Origin of the sequence: Jiella sp. M17.18 (assembly GCF_041027365.1) — a bacterium.
Lineage (GTDB): Bacteria > Pseudomonadota > Alphaproteobacteria > Rhizobiales > Rhizobiaceae > VKMB-3413.
Genome location: NZ_JBFTEH010000007.1, coordinates 273,565 through 293,348, shown reverse-complemented (window position 1 = coordinate 293,348; position 19,784 = coordinate 273,565). Strand labels below are relative to the sequence as shown.

Genomic DNA, 19,784 nt, shown 5'->3' with positions numbered 1-19,784 from the left:
TGCGCTTCGCGATCCGCGAGGGCGGCCGCACCGTCGGCGCCGGCATCGTCGCGGCGATCGTCGAGTAAGGCTCGAAGACGACAGGGCGCGCCGCGGCTCTCTGCGGCGCGCCTGTTCTTTGGAAAGTTACGCCGTTGAGGCGGGCGGGGGCGACCCCGCGAACGAATTGGCTGCTTGAAAGACAAGCGTTCGGGAAGCGCCGGACCCACCGGCACGCTCCGACGAGAGGACAAAAGACATGAACGGCCAGAATATCCGCATCCGTCTGAAGGCGTTCGACCACCGGGTCCTCGACGCTTCGACGCGCGAGATCGTCTCGACGGCCAAGCGGACCGGCGCGAACGTGCGGGGCCCGATCCCGCTGCCGACGCGCATCGAGAAATTCACGGTCAACCGCTCGCCGCACATCGACAAGAAGTCGCGCGAGCAGTTCGAAATGCGCACCCACAAGCGGCTTCTCGATATCGTCGATCCGACGCCGCAGACGGTCGATGCGCTGATGAAGCTCGACCTCGCCGCCGGCGTCGACGTCGAGATCAAGCTCTAAGGAGCGACATGAGCCGACCGGGCTTTCGCCCCTAAGGTTCCTCTGGAGAGAACGAAATGCGTTCAGGTGTAATAGCACAGAAGGTCGGCATGACCCGCGTCTACAACGACGCCGGGGAGCATGTTCCGGTCACCGTCCTGAAGGTCGAGAACCTGCAGGTCGTCGCGCAGCGGACCCGCGAGAAGAACGGCTACACCGCCGTCCAGCTCGGTGCGGGCCTCGCCAAGGTCAAGAACACGTCCAAGGCCATGCGCGGCGTCTTCGCGCAGGCCTCGGTAGAGCCGAAGCGCAAGCTCGTCGAGTTCCGCGTGTCGGACGACAACATGATCGACGTCGGCTCGGAGATCACCGCCGACCACTTCGTCGCCGGCCAGATGGTCGACGTGACGGGGACCTCGATCGGTAAGGGCTTCGCCGGCGCGATGAAGCGCCACAACTTCGGCGGCCTGCGCGCCACCCACGGCGTGTCCGTGTCGCACCGCTCGCACGGTTCGACCGGTCAGCGCCAGGATCCGGGCAAGGTCTTCAAGAACAAGAAGATGGCCGGTCACATGGGCCAGGTTCGCGTCACCACGCAGAACCTCGAGATCGTGCGCACCGACGCGGACAAGGGCCTGATCCTCGTGCGCGGCGCTGTGCCGGGATCGAAGGGCGGCTGGATCGAGATCCGCGACGCGGTGAAGGCGAAGCTGCCGGACAACGCGCCGAAGCCGGCTGCGCTGCGCCAGGCCGCGGCGAACAACGAAGCTGCCGGCGAGACCGCGGAAGCCTCCGGGGGAGCGGAATAATGGACATCACGATCAAGAACCTCGACGGCGCCGACGCCGGCACGGTCACGCTCGCCGACGAGATCTTCGGTCTCGACCCGCGCGAGGACATCCTGCAGCGCATGGTGCGCTACCAGCTGGCCAAGCGCCAGCAGGGCACGCACCAGTCCAAGGGCCGCGCCGAGATCGCGCGCACCGGCGCCAAGATGTACCGCCAGAAGGGCACCGGCCGGGCCCGTCACTCCTCGGCCCGCGCTCCGCAGTTCCGCGGCGGCGGCAAGGCCCACGGCCCGGTGACGCGCAGCCATGCGCATGACCTGCCGAAGAAGGTCCGGGCGCTGGCGCTGAAGCATGCGCTGTCGGCCAAGGCGAAGTCCGGCGGCCTGATCGTCGTCGACGAGCTGGTCGCGGCGGAAGCCAAGACCAAGGCGATGGCGGAGCGTCTCGCGGGCCTCGGCCTTGCCAACGCCCTGATCATCGGCGGCGCCGAGCTCGACCAAAACTTCGCCCGCTCGGCCCGCAACATTCCGCACATCGACGTGCTGCCGGTCCAGGGCATCAACGTCTACGACATTCTCCGCCGCCAGACGCTGGTTCTGTCCAAGGCTGCGGTCGAGGCTCTCGAGGAGCGGTTCAAATGACCGATCTGCGCCATTACGACGTCATCACGAGCCCGGTGATCACCGAGAAGTCCACGCTTCTCTCCGAGGTCAACCAGGTGGTCTTCAACGTGCCGAAGACGGCGACCAAGCCGGAGATCAAGGCGGCCGTCGAGAGCCTCTTCGGGGTCAAGGTCACCGCGGTGAACACGCTGGTCCGCAAGGGCAAGGTCAAGCGCTTCCGGGGCCGGGTCGGCCGCCAGAGCGATCAGAAGAAAGCCGTCGTGACGCTGGCCGAGGGCCAGTCCATCGACGTCTCGACCGGCCTTTGAGCAAGGACCGGAGGAAGTAGACAATGGCACTGAAGAACTTCAAACCGAACACGCCGAGCCAGCGACAGCTGGTCATCGTCGATCGCTCGGGCCTGTGGAAGGGCAAGCCGGTCAAGTCGCTGACCGAGGGCCTGACGCAGAAGGGCGGACGCAACAACACCGGTCGGGTCACCGCGCGCTACCAGGGCGGCGGTCACAAGCGCACCTACCGCATGGTCGACTTCAAGCGTCGCAAGCTCGACGTCGTCGGCACGGTGGAGCGGCTCGAATATGATCCGAACCGCACGGCGTTCATCGCGCTGATCAAGTATGCCGACGGCGAGGTGGCCTACATCCTGGCGCCGCAGCGTCTGGCGGCGGGCGACCAGGTGATCGCGGGCCTGTCGGGCGTCGACGTGAAGCCGGGCAATGCGATGCCGCTCTCGGCGATCCCGGTCGGCACCATCATCCACAATGTGGAGATGAAGCCGGAGAAGGGCGGTCAGATCGCCCGCTCCGCCGGTTCCTACGCCCAGCTCGTCGGCCGTGACGCCGGCATGGCGATCCTGCGCCTGAACTCGGGCGAGCAGCGCCTGGTCCCGGCCTCGTGCTTCGCCACCGTCGGCGCGGTCTCGAACCCGGATCACTCGAACATCAATCTCGGCAAGGCCGGCCGTTCGCGCTGGCTCGGCAAGCGCCCGCACGTTCGCGGCGTCGCGATGAACCCGGTCGACCATCCGCACGGCGGCGGCGAAGGCCGCACCTCGGGCGGCCGTCATCCGGTCTCGCCCTGGGGTAAGCCCACCAAGGGCAAGCGGACCCGCCAGAACAAGGCGACCGACAAGTTCATCATGCGCTCGCGCCATCAGCGCAAGAAGTAAGGGGATCTCCTCATGACACGTTCCGTCTGGAAGGGCCCGTTCGTCGATGGCTTCCTTCTGAAGAAGGCCGACAAGGCCCGCTCGAGCGGCCGCAACGATGTGATCAAGATCTGGAGCCGGCGCTCGACGATCCTGCCGCAGTTCGTCGGTCTCACCTTCGGCGTCTACAACGGCAACAAGCACATTCCGGTCGCCGTCAACGAAGACATGATCGGGCACAAGTTCGGCGAGTTCGCACCGACCCGCACCTATTACGGCCACGGCGCCGACAAGAAGGCGAAGAGGAAGTAACCATGGGCAAGGCGAAAGCCGAGCGGCAGCTGAAGGACAACGAGGCGAAGGCTATCGCCCGGACGATCCGTGTCAGCCCGCAGAAACTCAATCTCGTCGCCGCGCTGATCCGGGGCAAGAAGGTCGACAGGGCTCTGGCTGAGCTGACCTTCTCGCGCAAGCGGATCGCCGAGACCGTGAAGAAGACGCTGGAAAGCGCCATTGCGAACGCCGAGAACAATCACGATCTCGACGTCGACTCGCTGATCGTCGCCGAGGCCTATGTCGGCAAGTCGATCACGATGAAGCGCTTCCACGCCCGCGGCCGCGGCCGGGCGAGCCGGGTGGAGAAGCCCTTCTCGCACCTGACGATCGTCGTGCGCGAAGTCGAAGCACTCGAGGAGGCCGCGTAATGGGTCAGAAAATCAATCCGACCGGCTTCCGGCTCGGGATCAACCGGACCTGGGACTCGCGCTGGTACGCCAACACCGGCGAGTACGGCGACCTGCTGCACGAGGATCTGGCGATCCGCGCCTATCTGCTCGAGGAGCTGAAGCAGGCGGCGGTCTCCAAGATCGTCATCGAGCGTCCGCACAAGAAGTGCCGCATCACCATCCACTCGGCGCGTCCGGGCATCGTGATCGGCAAGAAGGGCGCCGACATCGAGAAGCTTCGCAAGAAGCTGTCGACGATGACCAAGGCGGAGACGCACATCAACATCGTCGAGGTGCGCAAGCCCGAGACGGACGCGACGCTGGTCGCCCAGTCGATCGCCCAGCAGCTGGAGCGCCGCGTGGCGTTCCGCCGCGCCATGAAGCGCGCCGTCCAGTCGGCGATGCGCCTCGGCGCCGAAGGCATCCGCATCAACTGCGGCGGCCGTCTCGGCGGCGCGGAGATCGCCCGCACGGAATGGTACCGCGAGGGCCGAGTGCCGCTGCACACGCTGCGCGCCGACATCGACTACGGCACCGCCGAGGCGAAGACGGCCTACGGCATCTGCGGCGTCAAGGTCTGGATCTTCAAGGGCGAGATCCTGGAGCACGACCCGATGGCGTCCGAGCGCCGCCAGGTCGAGGGCGACAGCCATGGCGGTGGCGGCGGCCGTCGCCGCGAGCACGCCTGACCGGCTTTGAGAATTCGGAGAAGAGAAGATGCTGCAGCCAAAGCGCACGAAGTACCGGAAGGCGTTCAAGGGACGCATCCACGGTGACGCCAAGGGCGGGACCAGCCTGAATTTCGGCGCATTCGGCCTGAAGGCGGTCGAGCCGGAGCGGGTCACCGCCCGCCAGATCGAGGCGGCCCGCCGCGCGATCACCCGCCAGATGAAGCGCCAGGGCCGGGTCTGGATCCGGGTGTTCCCGGATCTTCCGGTCACCTCGAAGCCGACCGAAGTCCGCATGGGTAAGGGTAAGGGCGGCGTCGACTACTGGGCGGCCCGCGTCCATCCGGGCCGTATCATGTTCGAGATCGACGGCGTTCCCGAGGACGTCGCCCGCGAGGCGCTGCGTCTCGGGGCAGCCAAGCTGCCGATCAAGACGCGCTTCATCCAGCGCATCGCCGAGTAAGGAGAGTTTGACGTGAAAGCTTCCGACGTCAGCCGTATGACCCAGGACGAACTCACCGACGAGCTCGCCAAGCTGAAGAAAGAGCAGTTCAACCTGCGTTTCCAGCGGGCCACGGGTCAGCTCGAGAACACCTCGCGGGTCCGGCAGGTTCGCCGCGACATCGCGCGGATCAAGACGATCGCCCGCCAGAAGGCGGCCACGGCCGAGGCCTAAGGACAAAGACCATGCCGAAACGCATTCTGCAGGGGACCGTCGTCTCCGACAAGAACGACAAGACGGTGGTGGTGCTCGTGGAGCGTCGCTTCACCCATCCGCTGTTCAAGAAGACCGTCCGCCGGTCGAAGCGCTACAAGGCGCATGACGAGAGCAACCAGTACAAGGTCGGCGACATCGTCTCCATCGAGGAGTCGAAGCCGATCTCCAAGGACAAGAGCTGGGTCGTCGTTTCGAGCGACGCTCAAGCAGCCAGTTAATCTCATGGCCGGTGAGGCGCCGACGGCGGCGCTTCCCGGCAGCCAAGCTTTGAAGGCGGCCTGACATGATTCAGATGCAAACAAACCTCGACGTCGCCGACAATTCGGGCGCCCGTCGTGTCATGTGCATCAAGGTGCTGGGCGGCTCGAAGCGGAAATATGCCTCCGTCGGCGACATCATCGTCGTCTCGGTCAAGGAGGCCATTCCGCGCGGCCGCGTGAAGAAGGGCGACGTGATGAAGGCCGTGGTGGTTCGCACCGCCAAGGACATCCGCCGCGCCGACGGTTCGGTGATCCGGTTCGACCGGAACGCCGCCGTCCTGATCGACAACAAGAAAGAGCCCGTCGGCACCCGTATCTTCGGACCGGTTCCGCGCGAACTGCGCGGCAAGAACCACATGAAGATCGTCTCGCTGGCGCCCGAAGTTCTTTAAAGAGGAGAGCGGACGATGCAGAAGATCCGCAAGGGCGACAAGGTCGTCGTGCTCGCCGGCAAGGACAAGGGCCGGACGGGCGAAGTCATCCAGGTGATGCCGAAGGACGATCGCGCACTGGTGCGCGGCGTCAACATGATCAAGCGCCACCAGCGCCAGACGGCTTCGCAGGAAGCCGGCATCATCGCCAAGGAAGCCCCGATCCACCTGTCGAACCTGGCGGTCGCCGACCCCAAGGACGGCAAGGCGACCCGGATCGGCTTCAAGACCCTCGAAGACGGCACCAAGGTGCGCGTCGCCAAGCGTTCCGGGGAAGAGATCAATGGCTGAGACCGCACAGGCCTACGAGCCGCGGCTGAAGCGCGTCTACCGCGACGACATCCGCAAGGCGCTGCAGGAGCAGTTCTCCTACGGCAACGAGATGGAAATTCCCCGTCTCGACAAGATCGTGATCAACATGGGCGTCGGCGAAGCGACAGGCGATTCCAAGAAGCCGTCCGTGGCGGCCGAGGACCTCGCCCGCATCGCCGGCCAGAAGCCGGTGATCACGCGAGCCACGAAGTCGATCGCCGGCTTCAAGGTGCGTGAGGGCATGCCGATCGGCTGCAAGGTCACGCTCCGCCGCGAGAAGATGTACGAGTTCCTGGACCGCCTGGTGCAGATCGCGCTGCCGCGCGTTCGCGACTTCCGCGGCCTGAACCCCAAGAGCTTCGATGGCCGTGGCAACTTCGCCATGGGTATCAAGGAGCATATCGTGTTCCCCGAGATCAACTACGACAAGGTCGATCAGATGTGGGGCATGGACATCATCGTCTGTACGACGGCGAAAACCGACGAGGAAGCGCGCGCCCTTCTGAAGGCGTTCAACTTCCCCTTCCGCCAGTAAGCCTGTAACGGCAGACGAGACAAGGACGACAAAATGGCCAAGAAGGGCATGATCGAAAAGAACAAGCGTCGCGAGAAACTGGTGGCGAAGTACGCCGCCAAGCGCGCTGCTCTGAAAGCGATCACCAAGAATTCCGACGCTCCGATGGACGAGCGGTTCCGGGCGCAGCTGCAGCTCGCCGAACTGCCGCGCAACGGCTCGAAGGTGCGCATCCGCAATCGCTGCGAAGTCACCGGGCGCCCGCGCGCCTACTATCGCAAGCTCAAGATGAGCCGTATCGCGCTCCGGGAACTCGGCAACAACGGCCAGATCCCCGGCATCGTCAAGTCGAGCTGGTAAGGAGGCTTCATCATGGCACTGTCCGATCCTCTCGGCGATATGCTGACCCGTATCCGCAACGCGGTGATGCGCAACAAGTCGTCCGTCTCGACCCCTGCGTCGAAGCTGCGGGCGCGCGTTCTCGACGTCCTCAAGGAAGAGGGCTACATCCGCGGCTACACCGAGACCGACTTCGGGAACGGCAAGGCGGAGTTCGAGATCGAGCTGAAGTACTATGAGGGCGCCCCGGTGATCCGCGAGATCGCCCGCGTGTCGAAGCCCGGCCGCCGCGTCTACGTCTCGGCGAAGACGATCCCGCAGGTCGCCAACGGCCTCGGCATCTCGGTGCTCTCGACCCCGAAGGGCGTGATGGCCGACCATAGCGCTCGCGAACAAAATGTCGGCGGCGAGGTGCTCTGCCGCGTCTTCTGACGCGGCGGCACAGGCGCCCGACGAACTGACAGGGTTTCGAAATGTCTCGTATTGGTAAGAAGCCGGTCGCCGTCCCCGCCGGCGTGACCGCCTCCGTCGAGGGGCAGACCGTCAAGGCCAAGGGGCCGAAGGGCGAACTGTCCTTCGTGGTCAACGACGAAGTGCTGGTCCAGATGCAGGACGGCGCGATCAAGGTCGATCCGCGCGACAACTCCAAGGATGCGCGCTCGAAGTGGGGCATGTCCCGCACGATGATCGTCAACATCCTGAACGGTGTGACGACGGGCTTCGAGAAGCGGCTCGAGATCAACGGCGTCGGCTACCGCGCCGCCATGCAGGGCAAGAACCTGCAGCTGGCTCTGGGCTTTTCGCACGACGTCGTCTATCAGACGCCGGAAGGCATCCAGATCCAGGTGCCGAAGCCGACCGAGATCATCGTCTCCGGCATCAACAAGCAGCAGGTCGGCCAGGTCGCGGCGGAAATCCGCGAATATCGTGGCCCTGAGCCCTACAAGGGCAAGGGCGTGAAATACGCGAACGAGACGATCGTCCGCAAGGAAGGCAAGAAGAAGTAAGGTCCGTCATGGCTACCACCAAGGAAATGCTGCGGCGTCGGGCCTCACGGATCCGCCGCTCGCTGAAGAAGGTGGCGAACGGCCGTCCGCGGCTGTCCGTGCACCGTTCGTCGAAGAACATCTACGCGCAGGTCATCGACGATGCGGCGGGGCGTACGCTCGCAGCCGCCTCGACGCTCGATCCGTCGCTGCGCGGCGATCTGAAGACCGGCGCCGACGTCGCCGCGGCTGCGGCCGTCGGCAAGCTCGTCGCCGAGCGTGCGAGGGAAGCGGGCGTCACCGACGTCGTCTTCGATCGCGGCGCCTTCATCTACCACGGCCGCGTCAAGGCGCTGGCCGATTCGGCGCGCGAAGGCGGGCTGAACTTCTAAGCTTCTCGTGGGAGCGAGCCGGCATCGATCGGCCGCTCCCGCCTGAATTCGCGGCGGCCGCCCTCGTGCGGCCGTCATCGTTGGACGCCTCCGGAAAAGAACAAGGACTAGGATATGGCGCCTCGTAACGATCGCAATGATCGCCGTGACGATCACGACGACGGTTTCGTCGACAAGCTCGTCCACATCAACCGCGTCGCCAAGGTGGTGAAGGGCGGCCGTCGCTTCGGCTTCGCCGCTCTCGTCGTCGTCGGCGACCTGAAGGGCCGCGTCGGCTTCGGCCACGGCAAGGCACGCGAAGTGCCGGAAGCCATCCGCAAGGCGACGGAAGCCGCCAAGCGCGACCTGATCTTCGTGCCGCTGCGCGACGGCCGTACGCTGCATCACGACGCCTCCGGCCGCCACGGCGCGGGCAAGGTTCTTCTGCGCACCGCCGAGGCCGGTACCGGCATCATCGCCGGCGGTCCGATGCGCGCCGTCTTCGAGGCGGTCGGCATGCATGACGTCGTCGCCAAGTCGCTGGGATCGTCGAACCCGTACAACATGGTTCGCGCCACCTTCGACGCGCTGAAGAACGCGACGCATCCGAAGGACGTCGCCGCCCGTCGCGGCATCAAGTATTCGACGCTGCAGGCGCGCCGCCGCGACGCCGTCGGCGCCGCTGCCGCATCCGCCGAAGAGTGACCGTCTGCGGGCCGCGCGATCTGCGTCCCGCACCTTTGATTGAAGGAGTTTAGCCATGGCCAAGACCACGACCGCGGGCAAGACGATCACCGTCGAGCAGATCGGAAGCCCGATTCGCCGCCCGGCCGACCAGCGCCAGACGCTCGTCGGCCTCGGGCTGAACAAGCTGCATCGCCAGCGCACCCTCGAGGACACCCCGGCGGTCCGCGGCATGATCGCCAAGGTCTCCCACCTGGTGCGCGTCGTCGACGAGGCGTAAGCGAGCCACAGACCCAGGGCATCGACCGGCAGCGCCGCACGAGCGGCTGGCAGCCGAATGCTTCAGGAGAAAGAACATGAAACTCAACGAGCTTTCCGACAAGGATGGCGCCACCCATTCCCGCAAGCGGCTCGGCCGCGGCATCGGGTCTGGTAGCGGCAAGACCGGCGGGCGCGGCGTCAAGGGCCAGAAGTCCCGTTCGGGCGTCGCCATCAACGGCTTCGAGGGTGGCCAGATGCCGCTCTTCCGGCGCCTGCCGAAGCGCGGCTTCACCAACATCTTCGCGAAGAACTACAATGTCGTCTCGGTCGGCCGCTTGCAGCAGGCGATCGATGCGGGCAAGCTCGACGTCTCGGCGGCCGTGGATGTCGCGGCGCTCGTCGCCGCCGGCGTCCTGCGCCGCGAGAAGGATGGCGTGCGCCTGCTCGGCGACGGCGAGATCTCGGCGAAGCTGACGATCACTGTCGCCGGCGCCTCCAAGTCGGCAATCGAGAAGGTCGAGAAGGCGGGCGGTTCGGTCACGACCACCGTTCCGGCCAAGGCCGAGGCCGCCTCCGAGGCCTGAGGCTTCGCTTGCGCGCTTCGTCCGCGCCGCTTATCTGACGGGCTCTCGGGAGGGGGCCCGTCTTCTCAGCCCGAGGCCGGTCGGCCGCCAGACGCGACTCCCGGCTGATCCGCGGGACAACCGGAGACTTCCTCGAATGGCATCGGCAGCGGAACAACTGGCCGCCAATCTCAATTTCTCGGCCTTCGCCAAGGCCGGGGACCTGAAGAAGCGCATTTGGTTCACCCTCGGCGCGCTTCTGGTCTATCGGCTCGGCACCTACATCCCGATGCCGGGCATCAATCCCGACGCTCTCGCACGCGCCTTCGAGCAGCAGCAGAGCGGCATCCTTGGCATGTTCAACATGTTCTCGGGCGGCGCGATCGGCCGGATGGCGATCTTCGCGCTCGGAATCATGCCGTACATCTCGGCCTCGATCATCATCCAGCTGATGACGTCGGTCATTCCCTCGCTCGAGAGCCTGAAGAAGGAAGGCGAGCAGGGCCGGCAGGTCATCAACCAGTACACCCGCTACGGCACCGTGCTGCTCGCCACCGTCCAGGCCTACGGCATTTCCGCCGGACTAGAGACCCAGGCCGGCATCGTCCTCAATCCCGGCTGGTTCTTCCAGCTCTCCGCCGTGGTGACGCTGGTCGGCGGCACGATGTTCCTGATGTGGCTCGGCGAGCAGATCACGTCGCGCGGCATCGGCAACGGCATCTCGCTGATCATCTTCGCGGGCATCGTCGCGCGTCTGCCGTCGGCGGTGGCCAACCTCCTGGAGCTCGGCCGCACCGGCGCCCTGTCGACGACCGTCGTGCTTCTGGTGATCGTCGTCGCGATCGCCTGTATCGCCTTCATCGTGTTCTTCGAGCGGGCGCAGCGCCGGCTGCTGATCCAGTATCCGAAGCGCCAGGTCGGCAACCGGATGTTCCAGGGCGACACCTCGCACCTGCCGCTGAAGCTGAACACCTCGGGCGTCATCCCGCCGATCTTCGCGTCCTCGCTGCTGCTCCTGCCGGTGACGGTGGCGAACTTCTCCAACACGGCGAATCTGCCGGGCTGGGCGACGGCGGTCATCGCCTCGCTCGGGCACGGCCAGCCGCTCTACATGCTGGTCTATGCCGGCCTGATCGCCTTCTTCTCGTTCTTCTACACGGCGGTGGTCTTCGATCCGAAGGACACGGCGGACAATCTGAAGAAGCATGGCGGCTTCATTCCGGGCATTCGCCCGGGCGAGCGCACGGCCGAGTTCATCGACTATGTGCTGACGCGAATCACGGTGATCGGCGCCATCTATCTCGTGCTGATCTGCCTATTGCCCGAATTTCTTATTTCGGCGGCGGGCGTTCCGTTCTATCTCGGAGGAACGTCGCTGCTGATCGTGGTGAGCGTGACGATGGATACGGTCGCGCAGATCCAGGGTCATCTTCTGGCGCATCAGTACGAAGGCCTCGTCAAGAAGGCGAAGCTCAGAGGGGGGAGACGGGGAGCCAGATGAGACTGATTCTGCTTGGACCGCCAGGCGCCGGAAAGGGGACCCAGGCACAGAGACTGGTCGAACGGGAAGGCATTCCGCAGCTGTCCACGGGTGACATGCTGCGGGCGGCGGTCGCCGCCGAGACCGAGGTCGGTCTTCGCGCCAAGGCGGTCATGGACGCGGGACACCTCGTGTCCGACGAGATCGTCAACGCGATCGTCGCGGAGCGGATCGACCAGCCGGACTGCGCCAACGGCTTCATCCTCGACGGCTATCCCCGGACGCTGATCCAGGCCGACGCCGTCGAGGCGATGCTCGCGGAACGCGGCCAGAAGCTCGACCACGTGATCGAGATGCGGGTCGACGACGAGGTGCTGATCCGACGGGTCGCGGGACGGTTCTCCTGCGCCAAGTGCGGGACCGTCTACCACGACACCGATCGCCAGCCGACGGTGGAGGGTGTCTGCGACACCTGCGGCTCGACCGAGTTCAAGCGGCGGCCCGACGACAACGCCGAGACCATGCGCACCCGGCTCTGGAACTACTACAAGGATACGTCGCCGCTGGTCGGCTACTATCACTGCAAGGGCATCTTGAAGACGATCGACGGGATGCAGTCGATCGAAGATGTGACCGACAATATCGACGCCATCGTTTCGCGGTGACGTGGGCCAGGGTCGCGGAACGCGACTCGGTTGACTTGTCAAGGCCCGATGATTTATAGCCTGCGCCATTCGCGAACCGAACGCGGCTGACGCGGGTCTCTCGTTTGGGAGATCGGCATCGGTCGCTATTGGCCGTAGGCGCTCCCGTTCTTGCAATGCGTGGGCCCCGTGTCCATCTAGACCTCAGGAGACAGACGTGGCTCGTATCGCTGGCGTCAACATTCCCTCGAACAAGCGCGTCGTCATCGCGCTGCAGTACATTCACGGCATCGGCCCGGCCTTCGCCAAGGAGATCATGCAGAAGGCGAATCTCGCCGACGAGCGCCGGGTCAACGACCTGACCGACGCCGAGGTTCTGCAGATCCGCGAGCTCATCGACCGCGACTATCAGGTCGAGGGCGATCTGCGCCGCGAGACGGCGATGAACATCAAGCGCCTGATGGACCTCGGCTGCTACCGCGGCCTGCGCCATCGTCGCGGCCTGCCGGTGCGCGGCCAGCGGACGCACACCAATGCCCGCACCCGCAAGGGTCCGGCCAAGGCGATTGCCGGCAAGAAGAAGTAAGACCGCGCCGCCGGCGGGCGCTTCGAGCGTCCGCACCGAGCGGCATGGATGAATGATGCGGCGGCCCGCGACGGGTCGGCCGCGGGTGTAGCCGCCGGCATTACGGCGGTGTCGATATCGAGCAGGATAGAAGCATGGCCAAGGAAGCGCAGCGCGTTCGTCGCCGCGAACGTAAGAACATTTCGTCGGGCGTCGCGCATGTGAACTCGACCTTCAACAACACGCTGATCACGATCACCGACGCGCAGGGCAATGCGATCGCCTGGTCGTCGGCCGGTGCGCAGGGCTTCAAGGGTTCGCGCAAGTCGACGCCGTTCGCGGCGCAGATCGCCGCCGAGGATGCCGCCAAGAAGGCGCAGGAGCACGGCATGCGCACCCTCGAGGTCGAGGTGTGCGGTCCGGGATCGGGTCGTGAGTCGGCGCTGCGTGCGCTGCAGTCGGCGGGCTTCACCATCACGTCCATCCGTGACGTGACGCCGATCCCGCACAACGGCGTGCGGCCGCGCAAGAAACGCCGCGTCTAAGAGCGCTGCGGCCGCAAGGCCGGTGCCCGGCGAGCGGCCGGGCAAGGCGCTTCGGCGGACAATCAACGCCAGGCGCCAGTTTTAGCGGCGAGCGGCCATGACGGCCGCCGTCGCTTTTACCGATTTCCGAGGGTACGAGTTCGCTTGGCGCCGTGTCCCGGTTCAGACCTTTCGCCACGATTGGATGGTGGCGAGGAAACTGAGAGGCATTCCTCATGATTGCTAGCAACTGGCAAGAACTGACCAAGCCCAACCAGCTGGTCTTCAAGAACGAAGGCAGCCGCACCAAGGCGACCTTCGTCGCCGAGCCGCTGGAGCGGGGCTTCGGCCTGACGCTCGGCAACGCGCTGCGGCGCGTGCTCCTGTCCTCGCTGCGCGGCGCGTCCGTCACCGCCGTCCAGATCGACGGCGTCCTGCACGAGTTCTCCTCGATCCCGGGCGTGCGCGAAGACGTGACCGACATCGTCCTGAACGTCAAGGAAGTCTGCATCTCGATGCAGGGCGAGGGCCCGAAGCGCATGGTCCTGCGCAAGCAGGGCCCGGGCGTCGTCACCGCCGGTGACATCCAGACGGTCGGCGACATCGAGGTGCTCAATCCGGAGCACGAGATCTGCACCCTCGACGAGGGCGCGGAGATCCGGATGGAGTTCACCGTGAACACCGGCAAGGGCTATGTCCCGGCCGACCAGAACCGCGCCGAGGATGCGCCGATCGGCCTGATCCCGGTCGATTCGCTGTTCTCGCCGGTGAAGAAGGTGTCCTACAAGGTCGAGAACACCCGTGAGGGTCAGGACCTGAACAAGGACAAGCTGACGATGACGATCGAGACGGACGGCTCGATCTCCGGCGAGGACGCGGTGGCCTATGCCGCGCGCATCCTGCAGGACCAGCTCTCGGTCTTCATCAACTTCGAGGAGCCGCAGCGCGACCAGCGCGCCGGTGGCGGCGTCGGCGCGACCGACGAGCAGATCACCGAGCTCGCCTTCAACCCGGCGCTCCTGAAGAAGGTCGACGAGCTGGAGCTCTCGGTCCGCTCGGCGAACTGCCTGAAGAACGACAACATCGTCTATATCGGCGACCTGATCCAGAAGACCGAGGCGGAGATGCTCCGGACCCCGAACTTCGGGCGCAAGTCGCTGAACGAGATCAAGGAGGTTCTCGCCTCCATGGGTCTCCATCTCGGCATGGAAGTGCCGGCCTGGCCGCCGGAGAACATCGACGATCTGGCCAAGCGCTACGAAGACCAGTACTAAGACCTGACGCCTCGCCCGCTCAATGGTGGGCGGGGCGTTCCCATGACAAATCATTCAAAGGCACGGCGGCCTGTCGCCTCGCGGCAGGGACGCAAAGATACCGACCTCCGGCAACGTCCGGATTCTTGATCCGAAGGAAACACTCCCATGCGCCACGCAAAACGCGGCCGTAAGCTCAACCGTACCGCCAGCCACCGCAAGGCGATGTTCGCCAACATGGCGGTGTCGCTGATCACCCACGAGCAGATCGTCACGACGCTGCCGAAGGCGAAGGATCTTCGCCCGATCGTCGAGAAGCTGATCACGCTCGGCAAGCGCGGCGACCTGCATGCGCGCCGTCTCGCGGCCTCCCGCCTCCAGGACGACGCGGCCACCATCAAGCTGTTCGACACGCTGGCGAGCCGCTATGCCGACCGCAACGGCGGCTACTGCCGCGTTCTCAAGGCCGGCTTCCGGCGCGGCGACAACGCGCCGCTGGCGGTGATCGAGTTCGTCGACCGCGATCCGGACGCCCGCGGCGCCGTCGACCGTGAGCGCCTCGAGGCCGAGGGCGAGCAGGAAGCCGCCTGATCCTTTGCGCTGCGGCGCTTCGATCCGACCGATTCGAGAAAGGGGCCCGCGCGGCCCCTTTGTCATGTCCGGCGGCGGCATCCTTTTGCCGGCGGCGAGCCAGGCCGTCACCTTTCGCCGGACCGCGCTAGATAATCCCCTGTCTTGATTGGCGAGGGGCCGGCGGATGCCCGACGATCGCGTTCTTCTCACCGGCGTGTCCGGTTTCATCGGCAAGCATGTGGCGCTTGCGCTGCTCGGCGCCGGCTACCGCGTGCGCGGAACCGTGCGGTCGGCCGAGAAGGGGCGCGCGGCCGTGGCTGCGCTGGCCGAGGCCGGCGGCGCAGTCGACCGCCTGGAGATCGTCGAGGCGTATCTGTCGGCCGATGCGGGCTGGGACGCTGCGGCAGAGGGCTGCCGATTCGTCCTGCACACGGCCTCGCCGTTTCCGATGCGCCAGCCGCGCGACAGGCGGGCGCTCGTACCGGTCGCGAGGGGCGGGGCGCTGCGGGTGGTGCGCGCGGCGCTGAAGGCCGGGGCGGAGCGACTGGTGCTGACGTCGTCCGTCGCCGCGATCACCTACGGCCACGAGCGGCGCGCCGAGCCCCGCTTCGGCGAGACCGACTGGTCGGATACGGAAAGCCGGTCGATCTCGGCCTATGCGGTGTCGAAGACCGAGGCCGAGCGGGGTGCCTGGGAGTCCGTGGAGGGCACCGGGCTGCAACTCGTCGCGATCAACCCCTCGCTGGTCCTCGGCCCGCTGCTGGGCGGCGAGGCGGGGACGTCCGCCAAGCTGATCCAGATGATGATGACCGGGCGCATGCCGGTCGTGCCGAACGTCTCCTTCGGCATCGTCGACGCGCGCGACGTGGCGGCGGCGCATGTCGCGGCGCTCACCGCATCCGGCGCGTCCGGGCATCGCTTCATTCTTTCGGGCGGCGTGCTGACGCTCATAGAGCTCGCCGGGATCATTGCCCGGGAATATCCCGAATTCGCGCGCCGCCTGCCGCGATACACGCTCCCCGACGCGCTGATCCGTGCCGCGGCGATGGTCGTGCCGCCGGCGCGCGCGCTGGTCGGCGAACTCGGCAGGCGGAAGATCCTGGTGTCGGAACCGGCAGAGCGAATTCTGGGGCTGTCGTTCCGCAGCCCGCGCATAGCGGTGACGGCGACGGCCGAGAGCCTCCTCGCCGCCGGGCTCGTCAGGCGGCCCTGACCCGCCCTGCGCGCCGAGGACGCCGGATCGGTGCCGAGCCTCATGGTTTCCGCAAGAGGGCGTTGCGGCGTTTACCGATTAACCTTTGAAGCTTTGGACTGTGGCTGCGATGTCATGGTTCCGCGCGGCGCCGCATGCGATAGAGCGCCCTGTCACCAAATAGCCGCCGGATAATTTTGTTCGGATTGGGGCAACCAAACGCGTCGTCAGCTATTGTTTGGCCAAAAGGGGCGTGCGCCGCGCAGTCGCGGCAGAGTTTACACGGTTGAAACAACTTTCATGAATGATGCAACGACCATAAGCACCACGGGCCGGAGTTCCATGCGCCGAACAGTGTTGACCCTTCTCGGAGCCATCGCCGCCTTCGGGATCCTGACGGCGAGCTATGCGACCGCCGACCTGCCCGACGACGTTCCCGCCGTCCATGCGGCCAGGACGGCGAGCGATCTCGGCTGACGCCGCTCACCTGACGTGTTGCGAAAGAGGGGCCCTGCGCGGCCCCTTTTTTGCGTCGCCTGTCTGGTCTAGACGCCGTCGCTACCTATCGTGCCTCAGGCGAAGACGAGACAGGAATCCATGCGCTCCATAACACTGGCACTATCCGCGGTCGTGATCGTCGGGGCCGCCCTGGCCGGCTCGCATCTGGTCAACGGAGGCGGGATCTGGGGGCTTCGCGGCGGCACGCCCGAGAGCGCTATGAACGGATCGCCGCCGGCTCAGCCTTTGCCGCCATCGTCATCGCAGTCCGCGGGTGATGCGGCCCGGCAGACGGCCGAGGCCGCGGGAGCGGGCGCAAGGCAGCCCCGGACAGACAAGCCGGTACCGGTCGTGCCGGTGCCGTTGAACAATCCGGCCGCGGACCAGGTGCCCCAGAGCCGGGCGCAGATCCATCTGAGCTTCGCGGCGCTGGTGCGCGAGACGGCGCCCGCCGTCGTCAACGTCTATGCGGCGCGCGCCGTGCCGGCGCAGCAGTCGCCGTTTGCGGGCGACCCGTTCTTCCAGCAGTTCTTCGGCCAGCAATATCGCAGTCGTCCCCGCATGGAGGCGTCCCTCGGCTCGGGCGTCATCATCGACAGGTCCGGCCTCGTCATCACCAACAACCACGTCGTCGAGAACGCCGACGAGGTGAAGATCGCCTTCTCGGACGGGCGCGAATACGAGACCAAGATCCTCCTGAAGGACAAGGACGTCGATCTCGCGGTCCTGAAGATCCAGGGCGGGAAGGGGCCGTTCCCGGTGATGCCGATCGGCGATTCCGACAATCTGCAGATCGGCGACCTCGTGCTCGCCATCGGCAATCCGTTCGGAATCGGCCAGACGGTGACCAACGGCATCGTCTCGGCGCTGGCGCGCAGCCATATCGGCGTCGACGACAGCGGCTTCTTCATCCAGACCGATGCGCCGATCAATCCGGGCAATTCCGGCGGCGCGCTGATCGACATGAACGGCGACCTCATCGGCGTGAACTCGGCGATCTTCTCCCGCTCGGGCGGCTCGAACGGCATCGGCTTCGCCATCCCGTCCAACATGGTGAAGGCCTTCATCGCCGCCGCCAAGGCCGGCCATCCGTTCGAGCGACCCTATGTCGGCGCCGACTTCGCCACGGTCACGCCCGACATTGCCGAGGCGATGGGCCTCAGCGTTCCCACTGGCGCGCTGGTCCAGTCGGTGACGAAATCCGGGCCCGCCGCTTCGGCGGGGCTGAAGGTCGGGGACGTCGTCCTTTCGGTCGACGGGCGCACGGTCGACAATCCGGACGCGCTGGCCTACCGGCTGGCGACCACCGGCATCGGCAACAGTGTCGGACTGGACGTGCTGCGCGGCGACAGGCATGTCCGCCTGACCCTGCCGCTGCAGACGGCGCCGGAAACGCCGCCGCGCGACAAGCGGACGCTGACGGGCAACGAGCCCTTTGCCGGGGCGACGGTGTTCAACCTGTCGCCGCGCGTCGCGACCGACTTCGGCCTGGCGACCGACAAGACCGGCGTCGTGGTGGCGTCGGTCACGGCCGGGTCGCTGGCGCAGCGCGTCGGCCTCAAGCGCGGCGACATCATCCTCTCGGTCAACGGCAATCCGGTCGATTCGACGGCGACTCTGGAACAGCTGGCCAATGCCGATTTCGGCCGCTGGCAGTTCGACATCGAGCGGAACGGCCGCCGGCTGACGCAGGTCATCCAGTGAGATGAGCGACCTGTTCGGCAACGATCCGCCGCCGCCAAGGACAGCCGCGCCGCGCGCCGCGCCGGCCTTGACGCCCGCCGTCGACGACGCGTCGCGCCCGCTGGCGGACCGGCTGCGCCCGAAGCAGCTCGCGGACGTCGTCGGCCAGGAGCATCTGACCGGCGAGGGCGGCGTGCTGTCGCGCATGCTGCAGACCGGCAGCCTCGGCTCGCTGATCTTCTGGGGGCCGCCCGGCACCGGCAAGACGACCGTCGCGCGGCTCCTCGCCGGCGAGGTCGACTACGCCTTCGAGCAGATCTCGGCGATCTTCTCCGGCGTCGCGGATCTGAAGAAGGTGTTCGAATCGGCGCGGCTGCGCCGCTCCAACGGCCGCCGGACGCTGCTCTTCGTCGACGAGATCCATCGCTTCAACCGTGCGCAGCAGGACAGCTTCCTGCCGGTGATGGAGGACGGAACGGTGGTGCTCGTCGGGGCGACGACGGAGAATCCGTCCTTCGAGCTCAACGCCGCGCTCCTGTCGCGCGCCCGCGTCCTGACCTTCCGTTCGCACACGCCGGAGAGCCTGTCGCGGCTGCTCGAGCGGGCGGAGACGGCGATGGGCCGCCCGCTGCCGGTCGACGAACAGGCGCGGGCGGTGCTGCTGCGGCTCGCCGACGGCGACGGCCGGGCCATCCTGACGCTCGCCGAGGAGGTCTGGCGGGCGGCTCGTCCGGACGAGATCTTCACCGCCGAGGACGTGCAGCGCATCGTCCAGCGCCGCGCGCCGATCTACGACAAGAGCCAGGACGGCCATTACAACCTCATCTCCGCCCTGCACAAATCGGTGCGCGGTTCGGATCCGGATGCGGCGCTCTACTGGCTCTGCCGCATGCTCGATGCCGGCGAGGACCCGCTCTATCTCGGCCGCCGGCTGGTGCGCATGGCCGCGGAGGACATCGGGCTCGCCGACCCGCAGGCGCTGGCAGTCACGCTGGCGGCCAAGGACGCCTACGATTATCTCGGCTCGCCGGAGGGTGAACTCGCACTCGCCGAAGCGACCGTCTATCTCGCGACGGCGCCGAAATCGAACGCGGTCTACGTTGCCTACAAGGCGGCGATGCGCGCCGCCAAGGAGCACGGCTCGCTCCTGCCGCCCAAGCACATCCTCAACGCGCCGACCAAGCTGATGCAGAGCGAAGGCTATGGCGGTGGTTACGAATACGATCACGACACGCCTGACGCGTTCTCCGGCCAGGACTATTTCCCCGAAGCGATGGGGCGGCACGAGTTCTACCGTCCGACGGAGCGCGGTCGGGAGAAATTACTGGCAGAGCGCCTAAGGCATTGGTCGGAAATACGGAAACGTCGGGCCGAGAGGGGTTGAACCACAGCGGCAGACGCGTTTTAACCGGTCCAGACGTTGCCGGAGCGCCGAAGCGCCCCACAATCGTGGCAA

30 protein-coding genes are annotated in these 19,784 nt (G+C 66.3%); all 30 read left to right on the top strand.

Annotation, left to right across the window (positions count from 1 at the left end):
* The first annotated feature begins 238 nt into the window (after positions 1-238).
* The 30 genes from rpsJ to AB5S17_RS15120 all read left to right on the top strand — a co-directional run bounded on the left by rpsJ (position 239) and on the right by AB5S17_RS15120 (position 19,712).
* Entirely contained in the window at positions 239-547 is a 309-nt protein-coding gene (rpsJ, locus tag AB5S17_RS15265) for a 30S ribosomal protein S10 (protein ID WP_007066362.1), read from the top strand.
* 56 nt (positions 548-603) lie between these two features.
* Complete coding sequence (gene rplC / locus AB5S17_RS15260; RefSeq protein ID WP_369240833.1) at positions 604-1,335, top strand: 50S ribosomal protein L3; 732 nt, start codon at positions 604-606, stop codon at positions 1,333-1,335.
* Entirely contained in the window at positions 1,335-1,955 is a 621-nt protein-coding gene (rplD, locus tag AB5S17_RS15255) for a 50S ribosomal protein L4 (protein WP_369240831.1), read from the top strand. Before rplC ends, rplD begins: the two co-directional genes overlap by 1 nt.
* Positions 1,952-2,245, top strand: a complete 294-nt coding sequence (locus AB5S17_RS15250) for a 50S ribosomal protein L23 (RefSeq protein ID WP_369240829.1) — start codon at positions 1,952-1,954, stop codon at positions 2,243-2,245. Before rplD ends, AB5S17_RS15250 begins: the two co-directional genes overlap by 4 nt.
* A gap of 23 nt (positions 2,246-2,268) precedes the next feature.
* Complete coding sequence (gene rplB / locus AB5S17_RS15245) at positions 2,269-3,105, top strand: 50S ribosomal protein L2 (RefSeq protein ID WP_369240827.1); 837 nt, start codon at positions 2,269-2,271, stop codon at positions 3,103-3,105.
* 12 nt (positions 3,106-3,117) lie between these two features.
* Positions 3,118-3,396, top strand: a complete 279-nt coding sequence (gene rpsS, locus AB5S17_RS15240; RefSeq protein WP_369240825.1) for a 30S ribosomal protein S19 — start codon at positions 3,118-3,120, stop codon at positions 3,394-3,396.
* Positions 3,397-3,398: 2 nt separating this feature from the next.
* Positions 3,399-3,788 (top strand): 50S ribosomal protein L22, encoded by a 390-nt coding sequence (gene rplV / locus AB5S17_RS15235; RefSeq protein WP_369240823.1) that lies wholly within the window; start codon positions 3,399-3,401, stop codon positions 3,786-3,788.
* A complete protein-coding gene (gene rpsC / locus AB5S17_RS15230; RefSeq protein WP_369240821.1) occupies positions 3,788-4,498 on the top strand; it encodes a 30S ribosomal protein S3 in 711 nt (236 codons plus the stop codon). Before rplV ends, rpsC begins: the two co-directional genes overlap by 1 nt.
* 28 nt (positions 4,499-4,526) lie before the next feature.
* Entirely contained in the window at positions 4,527-4,940 is a 414-nt protein-coding gene (gene rplP / locus AB5S17_RS15225; RefSeq protein ID WP_369240819.1) for a 50S ribosomal protein L16, read from the top strand.
* A gap of 12 nt (positions 4,941-4,952) precedes the next feature.
* Positions 4,953-5,153, top strand: coding sequence for a 50S ribosomal protein L29 (rpmC, locus tag AB5S17_RS15220; protein ID WP_369240817.1), 201 nt, complete (start codon positions 4,953-4,955; stop codon positions 5,151-5,153).
* 11 nt (positions 5,154-5,164) lie between these two features.
* Positions 5,165-5,413: a 30S ribosomal protein S17 gene (gene rpsQ, locus AB5S17_RS15215; protein ID WP_369240815.1), complete on the top strand. Its 249-nt coding sequence runs from the start codon at positions 5,165-5,167 to the stop codon at positions 5,411-5,413.
* Positions 5,414-5,478: 65 nt separating this feature from the next.
* Positions 5,479-5,847, top strand: coding sequence for a 50S ribosomal protein L14 (gene rplN, locus AB5S17_RS15210; RefSeq protein WP_229151633.1), 369 nt, complete (start codon positions 5,479-5,481; stop codon positions 5,845-5,847).
* 15 nt (positions 5,848-5,862) lie between these two features.
* Positions 5,863-6,177, top strand: coding sequence for a 50S ribosomal protein L24 (gene rplX, locus AB5S17_RS15205; protein WP_369240812.1), 315 nt, complete (start codon positions 5,863-5,865; stop codon positions 6,175-6,177).
* Positions 6,170-6,733, top strand: coding sequence for a 50S ribosomal protein L5 (rplE, locus tag AB5S17_RS15200; protein ID WP_369240810.1), 564 nt, complete (start codon positions 6,170-6,172; stop codon positions 6,731-6,733). Before rplX ends, rplE begins: the two co-directional genes overlap by 8 nt.
* 33 nt (positions 6,734-6,766) lie before the next feature.
* The gene (gene rpsN / locus AB5S17_RS15195) at positions 6,767-7,072 is read left to right on the top strand and encodes a 30S ribosomal protein S14 (RefSeq protein ID WP_369240808.1); all 306 of its coding nucleotides are present in this window, start codon (positions 6,767-6,769) and stop codon (positions 7,070-7,072) included.
* Between the two features lie 12 nt (positions 7,073-7,084).
* Positions 7,085-7,483, top strand: a complete 399-nt coding sequence (gene rpsH, locus AB5S17_RS15190) for a 30S ribosomal protein S8 (protein ID WP_369240806.1) — start codon at positions 7,085-7,087, stop codon at positions 7,481-7,483.
* 41 nt (positions 7,484-7,524) lie between these two features.
* Positions 7,525-8,058, top strand: a complete 534-nt coding sequence (gene rplF / locus AB5S17_RS15185) for a 50S ribosomal protein L6 (protein WP_369240804.1) — start codon at positions 7,525-7,527, stop codon at positions 8,056-8,058.
* An 8-nt stretch (positions 8,059-8,066) separates the two neighbouring features.
* Positions 8,067-8,429, top strand: a complete 363-nt coding sequence (gene rplR / locus AB5S17_RS15180) for a 50S ribosomal protein L18 (RefSeq protein WP_369240802.1) — start codon at positions 8,067-8,069, stop codon at positions 8,427-8,429.
* Positions 8,430-8,543: 114 nt separating this feature from the next.
* Complete coding sequence (rpsE, locus tag AB5S17_RS15175) at positions 8,544-9,113, top strand: 30S ribosomal protein S5 (RefSeq protein ID WP_369240800.1); 570 nt, start codon at positions 8,544-8,546, stop codon at positions 9,111-9,113.
* Positions 9,114-9,168: 55 nt separating this feature from the next.
* Positions 9,169-9,372 carry a 50S ribosomal protein L30 gene (gene rpmD, locus AB5S17_RS15170; RefSeq protein ID WP_369240798.1) on the top strand — a complete coding sequence of 68 codons (204 nt, stop codon included), beginning with the start codon at positions 9,169-9,171 and terminating at the stop codon, positions 9,370-9,372.
* 76 nt (positions 9,373-9,448) lie between these two features.
* Positions 9,449-9,937 (top strand): 50S ribosomal protein L15, encoded by a 489-nt coding sequence (gene rplO / locus AB5S17_RS15165; protein ID WP_369240796.1) that lies wholly within the window; start codon positions 9,449-9,451, stop codon positions 9,935-9,937.
* Positions 9,938-10,073: 136 nt separating this feature from the next.
* Positions 10,074-11,417, top strand: a complete 1,344-nt coding sequence (secY, locus tag AB5S17_RS15160) for a preprotein translocase subunit SecY (RefSeq protein ID WP_369240794.1) — start codon at positions 10,074-10,076, stop codon at positions 11,415-11,417.
* Entirely contained in the window at positions 11,414-12,061 is a 648-nt protein-coding gene (locus AB5S17_RS15155; protein ID WP_369240792.1) for an adenylate kinase, read from the top strand. Before secY ends, AB5S17_RS15155 begins: the two co-directional genes overlap by 4 nt.
* A 196-nt stretch (positions 12,062-12,257) precedes the next feature.
* Positions 12,258-12,626, top strand: coding sequence for a 30S ribosomal protein S13 (rpsM, locus tag AB5S17_RS15150; RefSeq protein WP_369240790.1), 369 nt, complete (start codon positions 12,258-12,260; stop codon positions 12,624-12,626).
* 134 nt (positions 12,627-12,760) lie between these two features.
* A complete protein-coding gene (rpsK, locus tag AB5S17_RS15145; RefSeq protein ID WP_255338631.1) occupies positions 12,761-13,150 on the top strand; it encodes a 30S ribosomal protein S11 in 390 nt (129 codons plus the stop codon).
* Positions 13,151-13,365: 215 nt separating this feature from the next.
* Positions 13,366-14,403 (top strand): DNA-directed RNA polymerase subunit alpha, encoded by a 1,038-nt coding sequence (locus tag AB5S17_RS15140; RefSeq protein WP_369240787.1) that lies wholly within the window; start codon positions 13,366-13,368, stop codon positions 14,401-14,403.
* A 147-nt stretch (positions 14,404-14,550) separates the two neighbouring features.
* The gene (gene rplQ, locus AB5S17_RS15135; protein ID WP_369240785.1) at positions 14,551-14,973 is read left to right on the top strand and encodes a 50S ribosomal protein L17; all 423 of its coding nucleotides are present in this window, start codon (positions 14,551-14,553) and stop codon (positions 14,971-14,973) included.
* Positions 14,974-15,139: 166 nt separating this feature from the next.
* Positions 15,140-16,168 (top strand): NAD-dependent epimerase/dehydratase family protein, encoded by a 1,029-nt coding sequence (locus AB5S17_RS15130; RefSeq protein ID WP_369240783.1) that lies wholly within the window; start codon positions 15,140-15,142, stop codon positions 16,166-16,168.
* Positions 16,169-16,996: 828 nt separating this feature from the next.
* The gene (locus tag AB5S17_RS15125; RefSeq protein WP_369240781.1) at positions 16,997-18,349 is read left to right on the top strand and encodes a Do family serine endopeptidase; all 1,353 of its coding nucleotides are present in this window, start codon (positions 16,997-16,999) and stop codon (positions 18,347-18,349) included.
* A 1-nt stretch (position 18,350) separates the two neighbouring features.
* Positions 18,351-19,712, top strand: coding sequence for a replication-associated recombination protein A (locus AB5S17_RS15120; protein WP_369240779.1), 1,362 nt, complete (start codon positions 18,351-18,353; stop codon positions 19,710-19,712).
* The last annotated feature ends 72 nt before the right edge of the window (positions 19,713-19,784 follow it).

Bases quoted from the DNA above. Each gene is read 5' to 3' on its own strand.
- rplE (WP_369240810.1), top strand. From the start codon at position 6,170: ATGGCTGAGACCGCACAGGCCTACGAGCCGCGGCTGAAGCGCGTCTAC.
- rplQ (WP_369240785.1), top strand. From the start codon at position 14,551: ATGCGCCACGCAAAACGCGGCCGTAAGCTCAACCGTACCGCCAGCCAC.
- rplD (WP_369240831.1), top strand. From the start codon at position 1,335: ATGGACATCACGATCAAGAACCTCGACGGCGCCGACGCCGGCACGGTC.
- rpsN (WP_369240808.1), top strand. From the start codon at position 6,767: ATGGCCAAGAAGGGCATGATCGAAAAGAACAAGCGTCGCGAGAAACTG.
- AB5S17_RS15130 (WP_369240783.1), top strand. From the start codon at position 15,140: ATGCCCGACGATCGCGTTCTTCTCACCGGCGTGTCCGGTTTCATCGGC.
- rpsK (WP_255338631.1), top strand. From the start codon at position 12,761: ATGGCCAAGGAAGCGCAGCGCGTTCGTCGCCGCGAACGTAAGAACATT.
- rplX (WP_369240812.1), top strand. From the start codon at position 5,863: ATGCAGAAGATCCGCAAGGGCGACAAGGTCGTCGTGCTCGCCGGCAAG.
- rpsS (WP_369240825.1), top strand. From the start codon at position 3,118: ATGACACGTTCCGTCTGGAAGGGCCCGTTCGTCGATGGCTTCCTTCTG.
- rpsH (WP_369240806.1), top strand. From the start codon at position 7,085: ATGGCACTGTCCGATCCTCTCGGCGATATGCTGACCCGTATCCGCAAC.
- rplC (WP_369240833.1), top strand. From the start codon at position 604: ATGCGTTCAGGTGTAATAGCACAGAAGGTCGGCATGACCCGCGTCTAC.
- AB5S17_RS15250 (WP_369240829.1), top strand. From the start codon at position 1,952: ATGACCGATCTGCGCCATTACGACGTCATCACGAGCCCGGTGATCACC.
- secY (WP_369240794.1), top strand. From the start codon at position 10,074: ATGGCATCGGCAGCGGAACAACTGGCCGCCAATCTCAATTTCTCGGCC.
- rplO (WP_369240796.1), top strand. From the start codon at position 9,449: ATGAAACTCAACGAGCTTTCCGACAAGGATGGCGCCACCCATTCCCGC.
- rpmD (WP_369240798.1), top strand. From the start codon at position 9,169: ATGGCCAAGACCACGACCGCGGGCAAGACGATCACCGTCGAGCAGATC.
- rplV (WP_369240823.1), top strand. From the start codon at position 3,399: ATGGGCAAGGCGAAAGCCGAGCGGCAGCTGAAGGACAACGAGGCGAAG.
- rpsQ (WP_369240815.1), top strand. From the start codon at position 5,165: ATGCCGAAACGCATTCTGCAGGGGACCGTCGTCTCCGACAAGAACGAC.
- rplP (WP_369240819.1), top strand. From the start codon at position 4,527: ATGCTGCAGCCAAAGCGCACGAAGTACCGGAAGGCGTTCAAGGGACGC.
- rplN (WP_229151633.1), top strand. From the start codon at position 5,479: ATGATTCAGATGCAAACAAACCTCGACGTCGCCGACAATTCGGGCGCC.
- AB5S17_RS15140 (WP_369240787.1), top strand. From the start codon at position 13,366: ATGATTGCTAGCAACTGGCAAGAACTGACCAAGCCCAACCAGCTGGTC.
- rpsE (WP_369240800.1), top strand. From the start codon at position 8,544: ATGGCGCCTCGTAACGATCGCAATGATCGCCGTGACGATCACGACGAC.
- rplB (WP_369240827.1), top strand. From the start codon at position 2,269: ATGGCACTGAAGAACTTCAAACCGAACACGCCGAGCCAGCGACAGCTG.
- rpsJ (WP_007066362.1), top strand. From the start codon at position 239: ATGAACGGCCAGAATATCCGCATCCGTCTGAAGGCGTTCGACCACCGG.
- rpsC (WP_369240821.1), top strand. From the start codon at position 3,788: ATGGGTCAGAAAATCAATCCGACCGGCTTCCGGCTCGGGATCAACCGG.
- rplF (WP_369240804.1), top strand. From the start codon at position 7,525: ATGTCTCGTATTGGTAAGAAGCCGGTCGCCGTCCCCGCCGGCGTGACC.
- AB5S17_RS15155 (WP_369240792.1), top strand. From the start codon at position 11,414: ATGAGACTGATTCTGCTTGGACCGCCAGGCGCCGGAAAGGGGACCCAG.
- AB5S17_RS15120 (WP_369240779.1), top strand. From the start codon at position 18,351: ATGAGCGACCTGTTCGGCAACGATCCGCCGCCGCCAAGGACAGCCGCG.
- rplR (WP_369240802.1), top strand. From the start codon at position 8,067: ATGGCTACCACCAAGGAAATGCTGCGGCGTCGGGCCTCACGGATCCGC.